Source organism: Streptomyces sp. NPDC058326 (genome assembly GCF_042879855.1).
Taxonomy (GTDB): Bacteria; Actinomycetota; Actinomycetes; order Streptomycetales; family Streptomycetaceae; genus Streptomyces.
In genome coordinates this window covers 583,898-597,002 of record NZ_JBHVZO010000004.1, presented here as the reverse complement: position 1 = coordinate 597,002, position 13,105 = coordinate 583,898, and the positions used below count along the sequence as shown (strand labels likewise).

Below are 13,105 nucleotides of genomic sequence, written 5' to 3'. Positions count from 1 at the left end.
ACCCTTCGACGTGCCGTGCCAGAGCCCCAACATACCCACAATAGCCGGGTATTAAGTTGTCCGTGACCGATGCGAAATCTACGAATTCGCTTAGTAAATAAGGCTGTTCGGCAGGTCGGCCGGCGACCCGTGTCGATTAACCGGGGAAGGAACAGCAGGCAATGATCAAGGGCGTCATCGCGAGCGCCCCCGCTCCGATGGTCAGCAACCCCCGGAGAACGGGATGCCCCGCGCTGTACGGGGTGAGGATGCGCCGCATCCGCAGCGCCGCCGAAGGGCCGCCCGCCGCGAACGCCGACCGGGGCGCCCGCCCCGACGCCAGCGCGTAGAGCGCCGTGGCCAGAGCGTCCCGCGTACACCGCCGCAACGCCCGGTCGTCCGCCGCCATTTCGAGCAGCAGCGGTACGGCGGTCCCGCCGTGTCGCGCGAGCGGCAGGCGCGGGAAGACGGCCGCGAAGGCCTCCGCCGCCGCGACCAGAAGATGATGCCGCCCCGCGATGTGCGCCCGTTCGTGCGCGAGCGCCGCCGCCAGCTGGGCCGGGGTCAGGGTGTGCACCGCGCCCGAGGAGACGACGACCCGGCGCGAGCGGCCGGGCAGGCAGTACACGGCGGGCCGCTCGTCGTCGAGGACGGTGGCCCGCAGCGCGGCGTCGTACCGCCCCACGAGCCGCAGCACCCCCGCGTGCCGCACCCGCACCCGCCGGGCCCGGAACAGCCGGCGGACGAACGCGGCGGCGGGCACCGAGAGGACGGCGAGGGCGAGCGAGAGGGCGACCAGCTCGCGCCCGTCGAGGGCGAGGAGCTGGGCGGGGGTGGGCGGACGGAGCATGAGCATCATGTCCGCCAGACGGTGACTGCTCTCGCTCGACAGGACCATCTGCGCGGGCAGCAGGGCGGACGCGCCGGCGAAGACCGCGCCGCACGCGGCCCACACCCCGAGGGCGAGCCGGGGGACCTGCTGCGCCCAGCGCGCCCGGGCCACGAGTAACGGCAGGAGGAATCCGGTGAGGGCGACGAGCCCGAGCGGGACGAGGGCGTGGTGGTTCACGCGCCGCTCCCGCCGGGCTGCGGGTCCTGGTCGCCCCGGGCGGCGCGCAGGGCCGCGTCGAGGGCGTCCATGTCCTCGTCCGAGATGACCTCGACGAACCGCAGGAGGGCGGCGGGGCGGTCCTGGCTGTCGCCGAGGGCGTCCCGCATGAGTCCCGCGGTGTACTCCTCGCGGCTGCGGACGGGCTCGTACAGCCAGGCACGCCCGGTCTTCTCGCGGCGGAGCCAGCCCTTGCGGTGCAGGATGTCCGCCACCGTCATCACGGTCGTGTAGGCGACCCGGCGTCCGCGGTTGATGTCGTCGACGATCTCGCGGACCGTGGCGGGCCGCTCCCAGGCCCACAGCCGGTCCATGATCTCGGCCTCCAGGTCTCCCAGCCGGCGCACGTGCATCCCCTCCCCTACGGGCGGCTCATCGTACGGGCCGCCTCCCCTGCCCAGGTATACCCCCTAGGGGTACGCTGGCGGGATGTCGATCCTCATGAAGAACGGCTCCTGCGCGAAGATCTGTGACGCCGGTCCGGCCGGTTCGGCGGAGCTGGTGCTCCTCCGGCAACTGCTCGGCCTCTGTCTCCGGCTGAGCGTCACCCTGTCCGCCGCCTGTCCCGCACGCAAGAGCGGTTGACACCACCGAAGGGCCCCTCGGGGGGCCCTTCGGTCCGACTCCCCTTCCGGGGCCTTTCGCGGTGACTCTCTTTCAGGCCCTACGTCCGGATGAGCCGGGCGATGGCCTTGGACGCCTCGCCCACCTTCGCCTTGGCCTGGTCTCCGCCCTGGGCGATGGCCTCCGTGACGCAGCAGCTGAGGTGTTCGTCGAGCAGGGCGACCGCGCAGGACTGGAGCGCCGCGTTGATGGCGGAGACCTGGGTGAGGACGTCGATGCAGTAGACGTCCTCGTCGACCATCCGCTGCACCCCCCTGACCTGACCCTCGATGCGCCGCAGGCGTCTGATGATGTCTTCCTTGTGCTGTCCGTAACCGGCCACGGCGGGCTCCTCGGAGATTGGCGGGGAAGGGCGGGTCGTCAGCGGTCGGCGGCCTGGAAGCCGCGGAGTCGGAGGCTGTTGCCGACGACGAAGACGGAGGAGAAGGCCATGGCGGCGCCGGCGATCATGGGGTTGAGGAGTCCGGCGGCGGCGAGGGGGAGGGCGGCGACGTTGTAGGCGAAGGCCCAGAACAGGTTGGAGCGGATGGTGCCGAGCGTCTTGCGGGAGAGGCGGATGGCGTCGGCGGCGGCGCGGAGGTCTCCGCGGACGAGGGTGAGGTCGCCGGCTTCGATGGCGGCGTCGGTGCCGGTGCCCATGGCGAGGCCGAGGTCGGCCTGGGCGAGTGCGGCGGCGTCGTTGACGCCGTCGCCGACCATGGCGACGGAGCGGCCCTCGGCCTGCAGGCGCTTGACGACGTCGACCTTGTCCTGGGGCATGACTTCGGCGATGACTTCGTCGATGCCGACCTCGGCGGCGACGGACTCGGCGACGGCCTTGTTGTCCCCGGTGAGCAGGATCGGTGTCAGACCGAGGGCGCGCAGCCGCCGGATGGCCTCGGGGCTGGTCTCCTTGATGGCGTCGGCGACTTCGAGGACGGCGCGGGCCTGACCGTCCCAGGCGACGGCGATGGCGGTCTTGCCGGCCTTTTCGGCGGCGTCCTTCGCGGACTTCAGCGCCTGCGGAAGTTCCATCGCCCATTCGTCGAGGAGCTTTTCGCGGCCGACGAGGACGGCGTGGCCCTCGACGACGCCCTGGACGCCGAGACCGGGGATGTTGGCGAAGTCCTCGGGGGTCGGGAGGGTGCCGACCTTGGCGGCGGCGCCGGTGGCGACGGCCTGGGCGATGGGGTGCTCGGAGGAGTGCTCCAGGGCGCCGGCGAGGCGCAGGACGTCGGTCTCGTCGGTGCCGGCGGCGGTGTGGACCTTGATGAGGGTCATGCGGCCGGTGGTGACGGTGCCGGTCTTGTCGAGGACGATGGTGTCGACCTTGCGGGTGGTTTCCAGGACTTCGGGGCCCTTGATGAGGATGCCGAGCTGGGCGCCGCGGCCGGTGCCGACCATGAGGGCGGTGGGGGTGGCCAGGCCCAGGGCGCAGGGGCAGGCGATGATCAGGACGGCGACGGCGGCGGTGAACGCGGCGGTCAGGCCCTGTCCGGTGCCGAGCCAGAAGCCGAGGGTGCCGAGGGCGAGCGCGATGACGATGGGGACGAAGACGGCGGAGATCTTGTCGGCGAGGCGCTGGGCGGCGGCCTTGCCGTTCTGGGCGTCCTCGACGAGCTTGGCCATCCGGGCGAGCTGGGTGTCGGCGCCGATGCGGGTGGCTTCGACGACGAGGCGGCCGCCGGCGTTGAGGGTGGCGCCGGTGACGGAGTCGCCGACGCTCACCTCGACGGGGACGGATTCGCCGGTGAGCATGGAGGCGTCGACGGCGGAGGAGCCCTCGACGACGGTGCCGTCGGTGGCGATCTTCTCGCCGGGACGGACCAGGAAGCGGTCCCCGACGGCGAGTTCGGCGGTGGGTACGGTGACCTCGCGGCCACCCCGCAGGACGGTCACCTCCTTCGCGCCCAGCTGCATCAGGGCTTTGAGGGCTGCGCCTGCCTTGCGCTTGGAGCGGGCTTCGAAGTAGCGGCCGGCGAGGATGAAGGCGGTGACGCCTGCGGCGGCCTCCAGGTAGATGTTCCCGGCGCCGTCACTGCGGGCGATGGTGAACTCGAAGGGGTGGGTCATCCCCGGCGTACCGGCGGTGCCGAAGAACAGCGCCCACAGCGACCACAGGAACGCGGCGGTCGTGCCGACCGAGATCAGGGTGTCCATGGTCGCCGCGCCGTGCCGGGCGTTGGTCCAGGCGGCCTTGTGGAAGGGCCAGGCGGCGTAGACGACGACGGGTGCGGCGAGGGTGAGGCTGAGCCACTGCCAGTACTCGATCTGCAGGGCCGGGACCATCGCCATCGCGATGACCGGCACGGCGAGCGTGACGGCAGTGATCAGCCGCTGCCTCAGGGGCCGCAGCTCCTCGTCGGCCCTCTCCTCGTCCGTGGGGCCGTCCGCGGCGCCGGGGGTGTCCGTCTTCGGGGGCGCGGGCTCGGCGGCGGTGTAGCCGGTGGCCTCGACGGTCGCGATCAGCTCGGCGACGTCGATGTCGGCGTCGAAGGTGACCTTCGCCTTCTCGGTGGCGTAGTTGACGGTGGCCTCGACCCCGTCCATCCGGTTCAGCTTCTTCTCGATACGGGCCGCGCACGAGGCGCAGGTCATGCCGCCGATGGCGAGCTCGACCTGGGCGGTGCCCGGAGTGGTCGTGGTCATTTCCTGCTCCTCGTTTCAAAGCCTTCGGGGGCCGGGGCCCGTGTCTGGGCGGGCCCCGGCGGCCGGGATGGATCAGGCGCGGCCGGTGAGCTCGTAGCCGGCGTCGTCGACGGCCGCCGTGATCGCGGCGTCGTCGGGCTCGCCGCCCGTGGTCACCGTCACCAGGCCGCCGGCGACGTCGACGTCCACGGAGATGACGCCGGCGAGCGCGCTGACGGAGGTGGTGATCGCGGTCTTGCAGTGGCCGCAGGTCATGCCCGAGACGGCGTAGACCGTGGCGGTGCTGTCGGCGACCGCGACGGCGGCGGTCTCCGTGGTCGAGCAGCTGTTGTCGGGGGTGCAGCAGGAGCCCATGGCTTCCTCCTCGGTCGGTTCCACTTCACCGGATACCCTCGGGGGGTATCTGGTCGTGGCTCCATGTATACCCCCCAGTGGTATTCGGCGCAAGCGGATCCCCGACTTGACTTGATACCCCCTGGGGGTATGGTGAAGTGCATCGGACGAGAACCCGCGCCACCCCTCATGTACGGGAGAGCAGTCATGAACACCGGAGTGAAGATCACTGCCTTTGCCGCCGCGCTCGCCGCGACCTTCGGGACCGCGTACGGGGTCGGCAAGGGGGTCGGCCCCATCGACGAGCCGAAGAAGGCGGAACACGGCGGCCATGCGGCCGCCCCCGCCAGGAGCGCGCCCGACGGGCACGCCGGCCACGAGGAGGGCGCGGCCAAGGACGCACCGGCCGCCGCGAACCTCCCCGGCGGCCTCCAGGTCTCCCAGGACGGCTACACGCTGGCCATGGAGACCCCGACGCCCGCCGCGGGCAAGAGCGTCCTGAAGTTCTCCGTCAAGGATGCGGCGGGCAAGAAGGTCACCGCCTTCGCCACCGAGCACGGCAAGGAGTTGCACTTCATCGTCGCCTCGCGCGACCTCGGCACCTTCCGGCACCTGCACCCCGTGAAGGCCGCGGACGGCACCTGGACGACCCCCGTCGACCTTCCCGCCGCCGGCGGCTACAAGGCCTTCGCGGACTTCAAGCCCGCCGCGCCCGGAGCCAAGGGCATCACGCTCGGTGCCGACCTCGCCGTCCCCGGCGCGTACACCCCGAAGCCGCTGCCCGCCGTCGCCCCGACCGCGAACGTCGACGGCTACCAGGTCCGGCTCGGCGGCACCCTGAACCCGGGCAAGGCCGGCGAGCTCCGGCTCACCGTCAGCAAGGGCGGGAAGCCCGTCACCGACCTGGAGCCGTACCTCGGGGCGTACGGGCACCTCGTCGCCCTCCGCGCCGGTGACCTCGCCTACCTCCACGTCCACCCGAACGAGGGCGGCCCCGGCCCCGACGTCTCCTTCACGGCGACGGCACCCAGCGCCGGCGCGTACCGTCTGTTCCTCGACTTCCAGCACGAGGGCAAGGTCCGGACGGCGGCCTTCACGGTCACCGCGGGCGGCGCCGGGGCCCCTGTTCCCTCGGCTGGTGAGGCCACGCACGATGCGGGAGGCCACACGCACGGCTAGGCTGGTCATTGGACTAGACCTGTAGCCGTCATTTATGGAGAAATGGGCTTCGATGAGCAACCGTGCAGTCCTTGAGGTGATCGCCCTCGACGAGGAGGATGCGGTCGCCGCCCAGACCGGCGGCGCCGACCGGCTCGAACTCGTCACCGACATGGCGGCGGACGGGCTCACCCCGTCCACGGCGTCCTTCGTCGCCGTCCGGGCTGCCGTCGACATCCCGCTGCGCGTGATGATCCGTCTCGCCGACGGCTTCGCGGCCGGCGACACCGACGCCCTGGTCCGCCGGGCGGAGGAACTCCGCGCGGCGGGCGCCACCGAGTTCGTCCTCGGCTTCCTCACCCCGGACGGCGAGCCCGACCTGGTGGCCGTCGAGCGGCTCGTCACCGTCTTCGACGGCTGCCGCTGGACCTTCCACCGGGCGATCGACCGCGCCGCCGACCGTGACGGGCTGCGCAAGCGCCTCGCCGACCTGCCGGGCCTCGACACGTACCTGACCGCCGGCGCGGCCACCGGCGTCGACGACGGCCTGGCCACCCTCAAGGCCGAGGCCGCCCGCACGGGCGAGCCCGGCTACGAGGCCCGGATCCTCGTGGGCGGCGGACTGCGCCTCGACCACCTCCCGGAACTCCGCGCGGCGGGCCTCGACGCCTTCCACATCGGCGGCGCGGCCCGCCCCCAGGGCTGGGCGCGCCCGGTCTCCTCCGCGGCGGTCCGCGTCTGGCGCGAGGCACTGGACGCGTAGACCTGCCGGGGGATCGCTGCCCTCGGAGCGGGATGCCGGAGGTGTGCCCCGGGGGATGCCGGAAGCCTGCCCTGGGGAGCCGGGGAGCCGGAAGCCGGGAGCCGGAAGCCGGAAGTCCGGCGGCGCCGTGCGGAAAACGCGTGGCCCCGGCCCAAGGGCGATGGCTAGCCTGCCCGGTATGGCAGCCACCCCCATGCAACCCGGCGAACTCCCCGTCGACACCGCGCTCGTCGAGCGGCTCGTCGCCGGGCGGTTCCCCGAGTGGGCAGGCCTTCCCGTGCGGGCCGTGGACTCCGCCGGTACGGACAACGCGATGTTCCGGCTCGGCGACGACCTCGTCGTACGGCTGCCCCGCGTCCCGTACGCGGCGCGCCACGTCGAGAAGGAGCAGCGCTGGCTGCCCCTGCTCGCCCCGCACCTGCCGCTCGACGTCCCCGTCCCGGCCGGGCGGGCCGGGGCGAGCGCGGAGTTCCCGCTGCCCTGGTCCGTCTACCGCTGGCTCGACGGCGACGACACGTACGACGTACCGCTCACCGACCTCGCCCACGCGGCCGTCGCGCTCGGCCGCTTCGGCGCCGCCCTGCGCGCCGTCGACGCGAGCGGCGGGCCCGCCTCCTTCCGGGGCGGCCCGGTCACCGCGTGGGAGGACGGCAACCTGCCGGGCGCCGTCCGGGAGCTCGCGGCCGACGGCGCCGTCGACGCGGAACTGGCCCTCGCCTCCTGGGAGGCCGTCCTGCGGCTCCCGCAGTGGGACGGCGCGCCCGTCTGGATCCACGGCGACCTGCTGCCGGGCAACCTGCTCGGCCGCGACGGCCGGCTCAGCGCCGTCATCGACTTCGGCGGCCTCGGTACGGGCGACCCGGCCTGCGACATGATGCCCGCCTGGACCCTGCTCACCGCCGGCACCCGCCCGCTGTTCCGCGAGGCCGCGGGGGCCGACGACGCGACCTGGGCGCGCGGGCGGGGCTGGGCGCTGGCCTGGGGCCTGGTGACGGAGGCGTACTACCGGGACACGAACCCGGTCCTCGCGGCCGTCGCCCGCCGCACGCGCACCGAGGCCCTCGCGGAGTACGCGACACCGCGCTGACCGGACCTAACGCACGACGTCGAAGACGTTCAGCTGCATGCCGTTGGAGTACGCCTCGTGCTCGACGAGCTTCAGCTTCTGCGTGTCCTTGTCCGTCTGGCTGAACAGCCGCTTGCCCGCGCCGAGCAGGAGCGGGAAGACGAGCAGGTGGTAGCGGTCGATCAGGCCGGCGTCCGAAAGGGCGCGGCCCAGCGAAGCGCTGCCGTGCATGATGATCGGCCCGCCCTCGGTCTTCTTCAGCGCGGCGACGTCGTCGAGCGAGCGCAGGATCGTGGTCTCGCCCCAGTTGTCCACCAGGTCGCTCTCGGAGAGGGTCGTGGACACGACGTACTTGGGCATCGTCCTGTACCCCGCGAAGTCCTCCATGTCCGGCCAGACGGGGCTGAACGCCTCGTAGCTGACGCGGCCGAACAGCATCGCGGTGGCCTCCTCCTGCTCCCGGCCCTTGACGGCGTACGCCTCGGGGACGAACTCCATGTCCTTGAAGGTCCAGCCCGCGTTCCGGTAGCCGGCCTCGCCACCGGGTGCCTCCACGACGCCGTCGAGCGAGACGAAGGCGGAGCTGATCAGGGTGCGCATCTGGGTTCTCCCGTGAGGTTCATGACTGGTACTCGCCAACAACACCCCCTAGGACCGCAGACCGCGTGGAAACTCATCGGTCCCGGACCGCAGGGCCCCCGGCCTGGCTCACACGTGCCCCAACTGCCGTGGCAACGGCGCCGAGTGGAGGACCGTCAGGCCGGAGACGGCGCGGGTCAGGGCCACGTAGAGGCGCCGCAGACCCGTCCGTTCGTCCGGTTCGCCGTCGACGACCGCGGCCGGTTCGTCCAGCACCACGTAGTCGTACTCCAGGCCCTTCGCGAGCGAGGCCGGAACCAGGGTCAGCCGGGACTCGGCCGTCGTCTCCTCGCCAGGGGAGAGGTACGCGAGCCCGGCGGCCGTCAGGGCCTCCGCCAGCGGGGCGATCCGGGCGTCCGCCGCGATCAGGCCGATGGAGCCCTCCTGGGCCAGGAACTCGACGCAGGCCGCGACCACGTCCTCGTCGGGCGTGTCCGTGGGGCGTACCGCGAGGGAACCGGGGTTCTCACGGACCGACTCGACCGGCGCGAGGCCCGGCGACATGTGCGGAAGGAGCCGGGAGGCGTACGCGATCACCTCGCGCGGCACACGGAAACCGGCGGTCAGCTCCTCCACCACCGCCTCCGGTTTCCCGAGGTGCCCGAGCGCCTCCGCCCAGCTCCCCGTCGCCCACGGCGTCGTCCCCTGCGCGAGGTCGCCCAGGATCGTCGCCGAGCCGGTCGTGCAGCGCCGGCCCACCGCCCGGTACTGCATCGGCGACAGGTCCTGCGCCTCGTCGAGGACCACATAACCGAGCGAGTGCGTCCGCTCCACCAGGTCCCGCGCCTCGTCGATGAGGACCGCGTCCGCCGCCGACCACTTCGCCGTCCGCACGCTCCGCGCCGGCTTCGCCCACAGCAGCAGCTTCTGCTCGTCCCCGGTGAGCAGCCCCTCGGCGTGTTCCGCGAGGAACTCCGGGTCCGAGAGCAGCCGGAGCACCAGCTTCTCCGGTTCCACCGGCGGCCAGCACTCCTTCACGACCGCCTTCACCGCCGTGTTCCGCGCGACCGTGTTCTGCACCCGGTCGTCGGGTGCCTCGCCGGCCTGTTCCATCCGGACCAGGACGGCGTGCGCGATGCGCTGCGGCAGTGCCTCGCGGGCCGCCCCGTACCGGATGTCGCGGTCCGCCAACTCGCGGACGATCTCCTCCAGTTCGTACGCGGGCACCCGCCAGCGGCGTGAGCCGCGCACCACCATCAGGGGCTCCGTGGGCAGCGTGATGTGGGAACGCACCGCCCGGCGCAGCACCTCCGCCATCCGGGCGTCGCCCTTGACGACCGCCGTCGCCGCCTCGTCCGTGCCCCGCACCTCGACGTGCGCGACGAGGTCGTCGACCGTGGCCTGCCTGACCTCCAGCTCGCCGAGCGCGGGAAGGACCTGCTCGATGTAGTGGAGGAAGGACCGGTTCGGTCCGATGACCAGGGTGCCGGTGCGGGCGAGCCGCTCGCGGTGCGCGTACAGGAGGTACGCGACACGGTGCAGGCCCACGGCCGTCTTGCCGGTGCCGGGGCCTCCCTGCACGCACACGGTCCCGGAGAGACCGGACCGGACGATTCCGTCCTGCTCCGGCTGGATCGTGGCGACGATGTCCCGCATCGGGCCGACGCGGGGCCGCTCGATCTCCGCCTGGAGCAGCCGGCTGGTCGTCTCCAGCTCCTCCGGATCGGACAGGTGCTCGTCCTCGTACGCGGTGAGTTCGCCGCCCGTGTACCCGAAGCGGCGGCGGAGGCCGACGTCCTGCGGGTCCTTCTTCGACGCCTGGTAGTACGGCTGTGAGACCGGCGCGCGCCAGTCGATCACCATCGGGTCGCCGTCGGCGTCGTGGACGTGCCGCCGCCCGATGTAGAAGCGCTGCCCCTCCTGCGTGGTGTGGAGGTAGTCGAGGCGCCCGAAGAACAGCGGAAGCCCGGAGAGGTCGGCGAGTGCCTTGATGCGGTCCTCGATCTGCCGTCCGAGGACGACGGCGTTGACCCAGTTCGCCGTGACGTCCTTGATGTCGAGCGCCTCGACGTCCTCGCGCATCGCGCGCAGGGCGGCGCGGGAGGAGGCGAGATGGGCGCGTTCCCGCGCGAGCGGGTCGCCGGCCGGCGGAACTGCCGGGTGAGCGGCGCGCGGATCGTCGGATACGGACACGGTGAAGCCTCCGGGCAGGTGGATACGCGGACACGACGAGGTGGCCGCCGGTTTCCGGCCGGGCGGCGGCTCTCCACGGAGGGAGGCGGGGAAGCTGGCGAGTGTAACTCCTGTGCGGGTTCGGGGCGAACGGATTCGCCGCCCGTCCGCCCCGTAGGGGACGGGCTCCGTCTCACGTCGGAGCCGGGTCCGTCCCCGGTTCACTCCCGAGAGCGATGTGTTCGGAATGTCCGGATTCCATCATGGAGGTATGACCGCGACGACGTTCACCTCCGCGACCACGATCCCCCGGCCCCGAGTCCGCCACCTCGGCACCGCCTTGCGCGCGATCCGCGCCTTCGGCGGCGCCGCGGCCGGAGTCGTCCTCCTCGGCGACTACGGCCCGCCCGGGGCGGGGGTCAGGAACCCGCGCCCTGAGTACGCCCCCGGCCCCGACTGAGTACGGGAACGTCTGCCGGCGCCGCCGTCGCGCCTGATGGGATCAGCACATGACGACGACGCCCGCCCCGACCCCGGACGAGCCCGCCCCGGCCGCGCCCGCCCCGACTCCGGCCGAGACCTCCCCGGCCGCGCCCGCCCCGGCTCCGACCGCCCCGACTCCGGCCCCGGCCGCGACCGCCCCGGAAGCGTCGCCCGCCCCGTACACCTTCGGGCTGCGCCTCGCCGCGGCCGGCGGGCTGGTCTTCCTCCTCGCCTGTCTGGTGTTCACCGCCATGGTCACCCTCAGTGACGCCGTCGAGGGCGACGGTACGGGCGGCGTCCTCATCGCGGCCGGATTCTGGGCCGTGGCCCTCGGGGCGGTCGCGGGCGTGGCGGCCCTGGTGTCACCCCGCCGCGCGCTGGTCACCGCCCAGTACTGCCTGGGGGCGGCGGGCCCGCTCCTTGCCCTGATGGACTGAGCGCCCAGGTCACTGCCCCAGCAGCTCGTCCGCGTCGACGATCCGGTACGCGTACCCCTGTTCGGCCAGGAACCGCTGGCGGTGCGCCGCGAAGTCCTGGTCGATGGTGTCGCGGGCGACCACCGAGTAGAAGTGCGCCTGGTGTCCGTCGGCCTTCGGCCGCAGCACCCGGCCGAGGCGCTGGGCCTCCTCCTGCCGCGAGCCGAAGGTGCCCGACACCTGGATCGCGACGGTCGCCTCCGGCAGGTCGATCGAGAAGTTCGCGACCTTCGACACCACGAGCACACTGATCTCGCCGGTGCGGAACGCGTCGAAGAGCTTCTCCCGCTGCGCGTTCGACGTCTCGCCCTTGATGACGGGGGCGTCCAGGTGCTCGCCCAGTTCGTCGAGCTGGTCGATGTACTGCCCGATGACGAGGATCTGCTGCCCCTCGAACCGCTTTACCAGGGCTTCCGTCACCTTCCGCTTCGTCGCCGTCGTCGCGCAGAAGCGGTACTTCTCCTCGGCCTCGGCGGTCGCGTACGCGAGCCGCTCCGAGTCGGTCAGGTTCACCCGGACCTCGACGCAGTCGGCGGGCGCGATGTACCCCTGCGCCTCGATCTCCTTCCACGGCGCGTCGAACCGCTTGGGCCCGATCAGCGAGAAGACGTCGGACTCCCGCCCGTCCTCCCGCACGAGGGTCGCGGTGAGGCCGAGCCGTCGCCGGGCCTGGAGGTCGGCGGTGAACTTGAAGACGGGCGCGGGCAGCAGATGCACCTCGTCGTAGACGATGAGGCCCCAGTCGCGGGAGTCGAAGAGCTCCAGGTGCGGGTAGATGCCCTTCCGCTTGGTCGTGAGCACCTGGTACGTGGCGATGGTGACCGGCCGGATCTCCTTCTTCGTCCCGCTGTACTCGCCGATCTCGTCCTCGGTGAGCGAGGTCCGCTTCACCAGCTCGCTCTTCCACTGCCGGGCGGACACGGTGTTGGTCACGAGAATGAGCGTGGTCGCCTTGGCCTGCGCCATGGCCCCCGCCCCGACCAGCGTCTTCCCCGCACCGCAGGGCAGCACGACCACCCCGGAACCGCCGTGCCAGAAGCCTTCGACGGCCTGCCTCTGGTACGGGCGCAGGGCCCAGCCGTCCTCGGCCAGGTCGATCCGGTGCGCCTCGCCGTCCACGTACCCGGCGAGGTCCTCGGCCGGCCAGCCCAGCTTGAGCAGCGTCTGCTTGATCTGCCCGCGCTCGGACGGATGCACGGCGACGGTGTCGGCGTCGATGCGCTCCCCGACCAGCGGCTGCACCTTCCGCGACCGCAGGATCTCCTCCAGGACGGGCCGGTCGGTGCTGGTGAGGACGAGCCCGTGGGTGGGGTGCTTGGACAGGGTGAGCCGCCCGTACCGTGCCATGGTCTCGGCGATGTCGACGAGCAGTGCGTGCGGCACGGGATAGCGCGAGTACTCGACGAGCGCGTCGACGACCTGCTCGGCGTCGTGCCCGGCGGCCCGCGCGTTCCACAGGCCGAGCGGCGTCAGCCGGTACGTGTGGATGTGCTCCGGCGCCCGCTCCAGCTCCGCGAACGGCGCGATGGCCCGCCGACAGGCGTCGGCGAGCTCATGGTCGACCTCCAGGAGCAGGGTCTTGTCACTCTGGACGATGAGCGGTCCACTCACGTGTGATCAGGTCCTTCCGGCACCCGGCCGTTCCCGTAACGGCCAATCCTCCAGTGTGCAGCATGGTCGCGCGCGGGACGTGGCTCGCTCGTACGACAGCTGTATGACAGGTGTACGACGCGGCG

Annotated in this window: 14 protein-coding genes; 6 read left to right on the top strand and 8 right to left on the bottom strand. The window is 72.3% G+C overall.

Translation table 11 applies throughout. From position 1 onward, the window contains the following. Positions 1 to 136 precede the first annotated feature (136 nt). Together ACFVYX_RS11490 and ACFVYX_RS11485 are read right to left on the bottom strand one after the other, a co-directional pair. Positions 137 to 1,048, bottom strand: coding sequence for a M56 family metallopeptidase (locus ACFVYX_RS11490; RefSeq protein WP_389681096.1), 912 nt, complete (start codon positions 1,046 to 1,048; stop codon positions 137 to 139). Further along, complete coding sequence (locus ACFVYX_RS11485) at positions 1,045 to 1,434, bottom strand: BlaI/MecI/CopY family transcriptional regulator (RefSeq protein ID WP_389681095.1); 390 nt, start codon at positions 1,432 to 1,434, stop codon at positions 1,045 to 1,047. Before ACFVYX_RS11485 ends, ACFVYX_RS11490 begins: the two co-directional genes overlap by 4 nt. Positions 1,435 to 1,516: 82 nt before the next feature. On the opposite strand from ACFVYX_RS11485, the gene ACFVYX_RS11480 reads away from it, so the two are divergent. Next, positions 1,517 to 1,672 (top strand): hypothetical protein, encoded by a 156-nt coding sequence (locus ACFVYX_RS11480; protein ID WP_389681094.1) that lies wholly within the window; start codon positions 1,517 to 1,519, stop codon positions 1,670 to 1,672. A gap of 79 nt (positions 1,673 to 1,751) precedes the next feature. On the opposite strand, the gene ACFVYX_RS11475 is transcribed toward ACFVYX_RS11480, so the two are convergent. The 3 genes from ACFVYX_RS11475 to ACFVYX_RS11465 form a co-directional block, all read right to left on the bottom strand. Beyond that, positions 1,752 to 2,033, bottom strand: a complete 282-nt coding sequence (locus ACFVYX_RS11475) for a metal-sensitive transcriptional regulator (protein WP_384873482.1) — start codon at positions 2,031 to 2,033, stop codon at positions 1,752 to 1,754. A gap of 38 nt (positions 2,034 to 2,071) precedes the next feature. After that, positions 2,072 to 4,339: a heavy metal translocating P-type ATPase gene (locus tag ACFVYX_RS11470; protein ID WP_389681093.1), complete on the bottom strand. Its 2,268-nt coding sequence runs from the start codon at positions 4,337 to 4,339 to the stop codon at positions 2,072 to 2,074. A gap of 72 nt (positions 4,340 to 4,411) precedes the next feature. Next, positions 4,412 to 4,693, bottom strand: a complete 282-nt coding sequence (locus ACFVYX_RS11465; protein ID WP_389681131.1) for a heavy-metal-associated domain-containing protein — start codon at positions 4,691 to 4,693, stop codon at positions 4,412 to 4,414. Positions 4,694 to 4,879: 186 nt separating this feature from the next. Here ACFVYX_RS11465 and ACFVYX_RS11460 point away from each other — a divergent pair, with 186 nt between their 5' ends. The 3 genes from ACFVYX_RS11460 (at position 4,880) to ACFVYX_RS11450 (ending at position 7,680) form a co-directional block, all read left to right on the top strand. After that, positions 4,880 to 5,851 carry a hypothetical protein gene (locus ACFVYX_RS11460; protein WP_389681092.1) on the top strand — a complete coding sequence of 324 codons (972 nt, stop codon included), beginning with the start codon at positions 4,880 to 4,882 and terminating at the stop codon, positions 5,849 to 5,851. Positions 5,852 to 5,903: 52 nt separating this feature from the next. Continuing rightward, the gene (locus ACFVYX_RS11455; protein WP_389681091.1) at positions 5,904 to 6,593 is read left to right on the top strand and encodes a copper homeostasis protein CutC; all 690 of its coding nucleotides are present in this window, start codon (positions 5,904 to 5,906) and stop codon (positions 6,591 to 6,593) included. Between the two features lie 178 nt (positions 6,594 to 6,771). After that, positions 6,772 to 7,680, top strand: a complete 909-nt coding sequence (locus tag ACFVYX_RS11450) for an aminoglycoside phosphotransferase family protein (protein ID WP_389681090.1) — start codon at positions 6,772 to 6,774, stop codon at positions 7,678 to 7,680. Positions 7,681 to 7,686: 6 nt separating this feature from the next. On the opposite strand, the gene ACFVYX_RS11445 is transcribed toward ACFVYX_RS11450, so the two are convergent. Together ACFVYX_RS11445 and ACFVYX_RS11440 are read right to left on the bottom strand one after the other, a co-directional pair. Beyond that, the gene (locus tag ACFVYX_RS11445; protein ID WP_389681089.1) at positions 7,687 to 8,259 is read right to left on the bottom strand and encodes a dihydrofolate reductase family protein; all 573 of its coding nucleotides are present in this window, start codon (positions 8,257 to 8,259) and stop codon (positions 7,687 to 7,689) included. Positions 8,260 to 8,367: 108 nt separating this feature from the next. After that, positions 8,368 to 10,431, bottom strand: a complete 2,064-nt coding sequence (locus tag ACFVYX_RS11440) for a HelD family protein (RefSeq protein WP_389681088.1) — start codon at positions 10,429 to 10,431, stop codon at positions 8,368 to 8,370. Positions 10,432 to 10,681: 250 nt separating this feature from the next. Between ACFVYX_RS11440 and ACFVYX_RS11435 the strand changes: the two genes are divergently transcribed. Continuing rightward, on the top strand, positions 10,682 to 10,870 hold the full coding sequence (locus ACFVYX_RS11435) for a hypothetical protein (protein WP_389681087.1): 189 nt from the start codon (positions 10,682 to 10,684) through the stop codon (positions 10,868 to 10,870). A 49-nt stretch (positions 10,871 to 10,919) separates the two neighbouring features. Then, positions 10,920 to 11,330: a hypothetical protein gene (locus ACFVYX_RS11430; protein WP_389681086.1), complete on the top strand. Its 411-nt coding sequence runs from the start codon at positions 10,920 to 10,922 to the stop codon at positions 11,328 to 11,330. A 9-nt stretch (positions 11,331 to 11,339) separates the two neighbouring features. Here the strand turns inward: ACFVYX_RS11430 and ACFVYX_RS11425 are convergent, their stop codons facing one another. After that, positions 11,340 to 12,980 (bottom strand): DNA repair helicase XPB, encoded by a 1,641-nt coding sequence (locus ACFVYX_RS11425; RefSeq protein ID WP_389681085.1) that lies wholly within the window; start codon positions 12,978 to 12,980, stop codon positions 11,340 to 11,342. Positions 12,981 to 13,105 lie beyond the last annotated feature (125 nt).

What these genes read in the sequence shown, in the direction of transcription:
- ACFVYX_RS11460 (WP_389681092.1), top strand. Translation starts at nt 4,880, where the DNA reads ATGAACACCGGAGTGAAGATCACTGCCTTTGCCGCCGCGCTCGCCGCG.
- ACFVYX_RS11450 (WP_389681090.1), top strand. Translation starts at nt 6,772, where the DNA reads ATGGCAGCCACCCCCATGCAACCCGGCGAACTCCCCGTCGACACCGCG.
- ACFVYX_RS11445 (WP_389681089.1), bottom strand. Translation starts at nt 8,259, where the DNA reads ATGCGCACCCTGATCAGCTCCGCCTTCGTCTCGCTCGACGGCGTCGTG.
- ACFVYX_RS11430 (WP_389681086.1), top strand. Translation starts at nt 10,920, where the DNA reads ATGACGACGACGCCCGCCCCGACCCCGGACGAGCCCGCCCCGGCCGCG.
- ACFVYX_RS11455 (WP_389681091.1), top strand. Translation starts at nt 5,904, where the DNA reads ATGAGCAACCGTGCAGTCCTTGAGGTGATCGCCCTCGACGAGGAGGAT.
- ACFVYX_RS11480 (WP_389681094.1), top strand. Translation starts at nt 1,517, where the DNA reads ATGTCGATCCTCATGAAGAACGGCTCCTGCGCGAAGATCTGTGACGCC.
- ACFVYX_RS11465 (WP_389681131.1), bottom strand. Translation starts at nt 4,693, where the DNA reads ATGGGCTCCTGCTGCACCCCCGACAACAGCTGCTCGACCACGGAGACC.
- ACFVYX_RS11470 (WP_389681093.1), bottom strand. Translation starts at nt 4,339, where the DNA reads ATGACCACGACCACTCCGGGCACCGCCCAGGTCGAGCTCGCCATCGGC.
- ACFVYX_RS11435 (WP_389681087.1), top strand. Translation starts at nt 10,682, where the DNA reads ATGACCGCGACGACGTTCACCTCCGCGACCACGATCCCCCGGCCCCGA.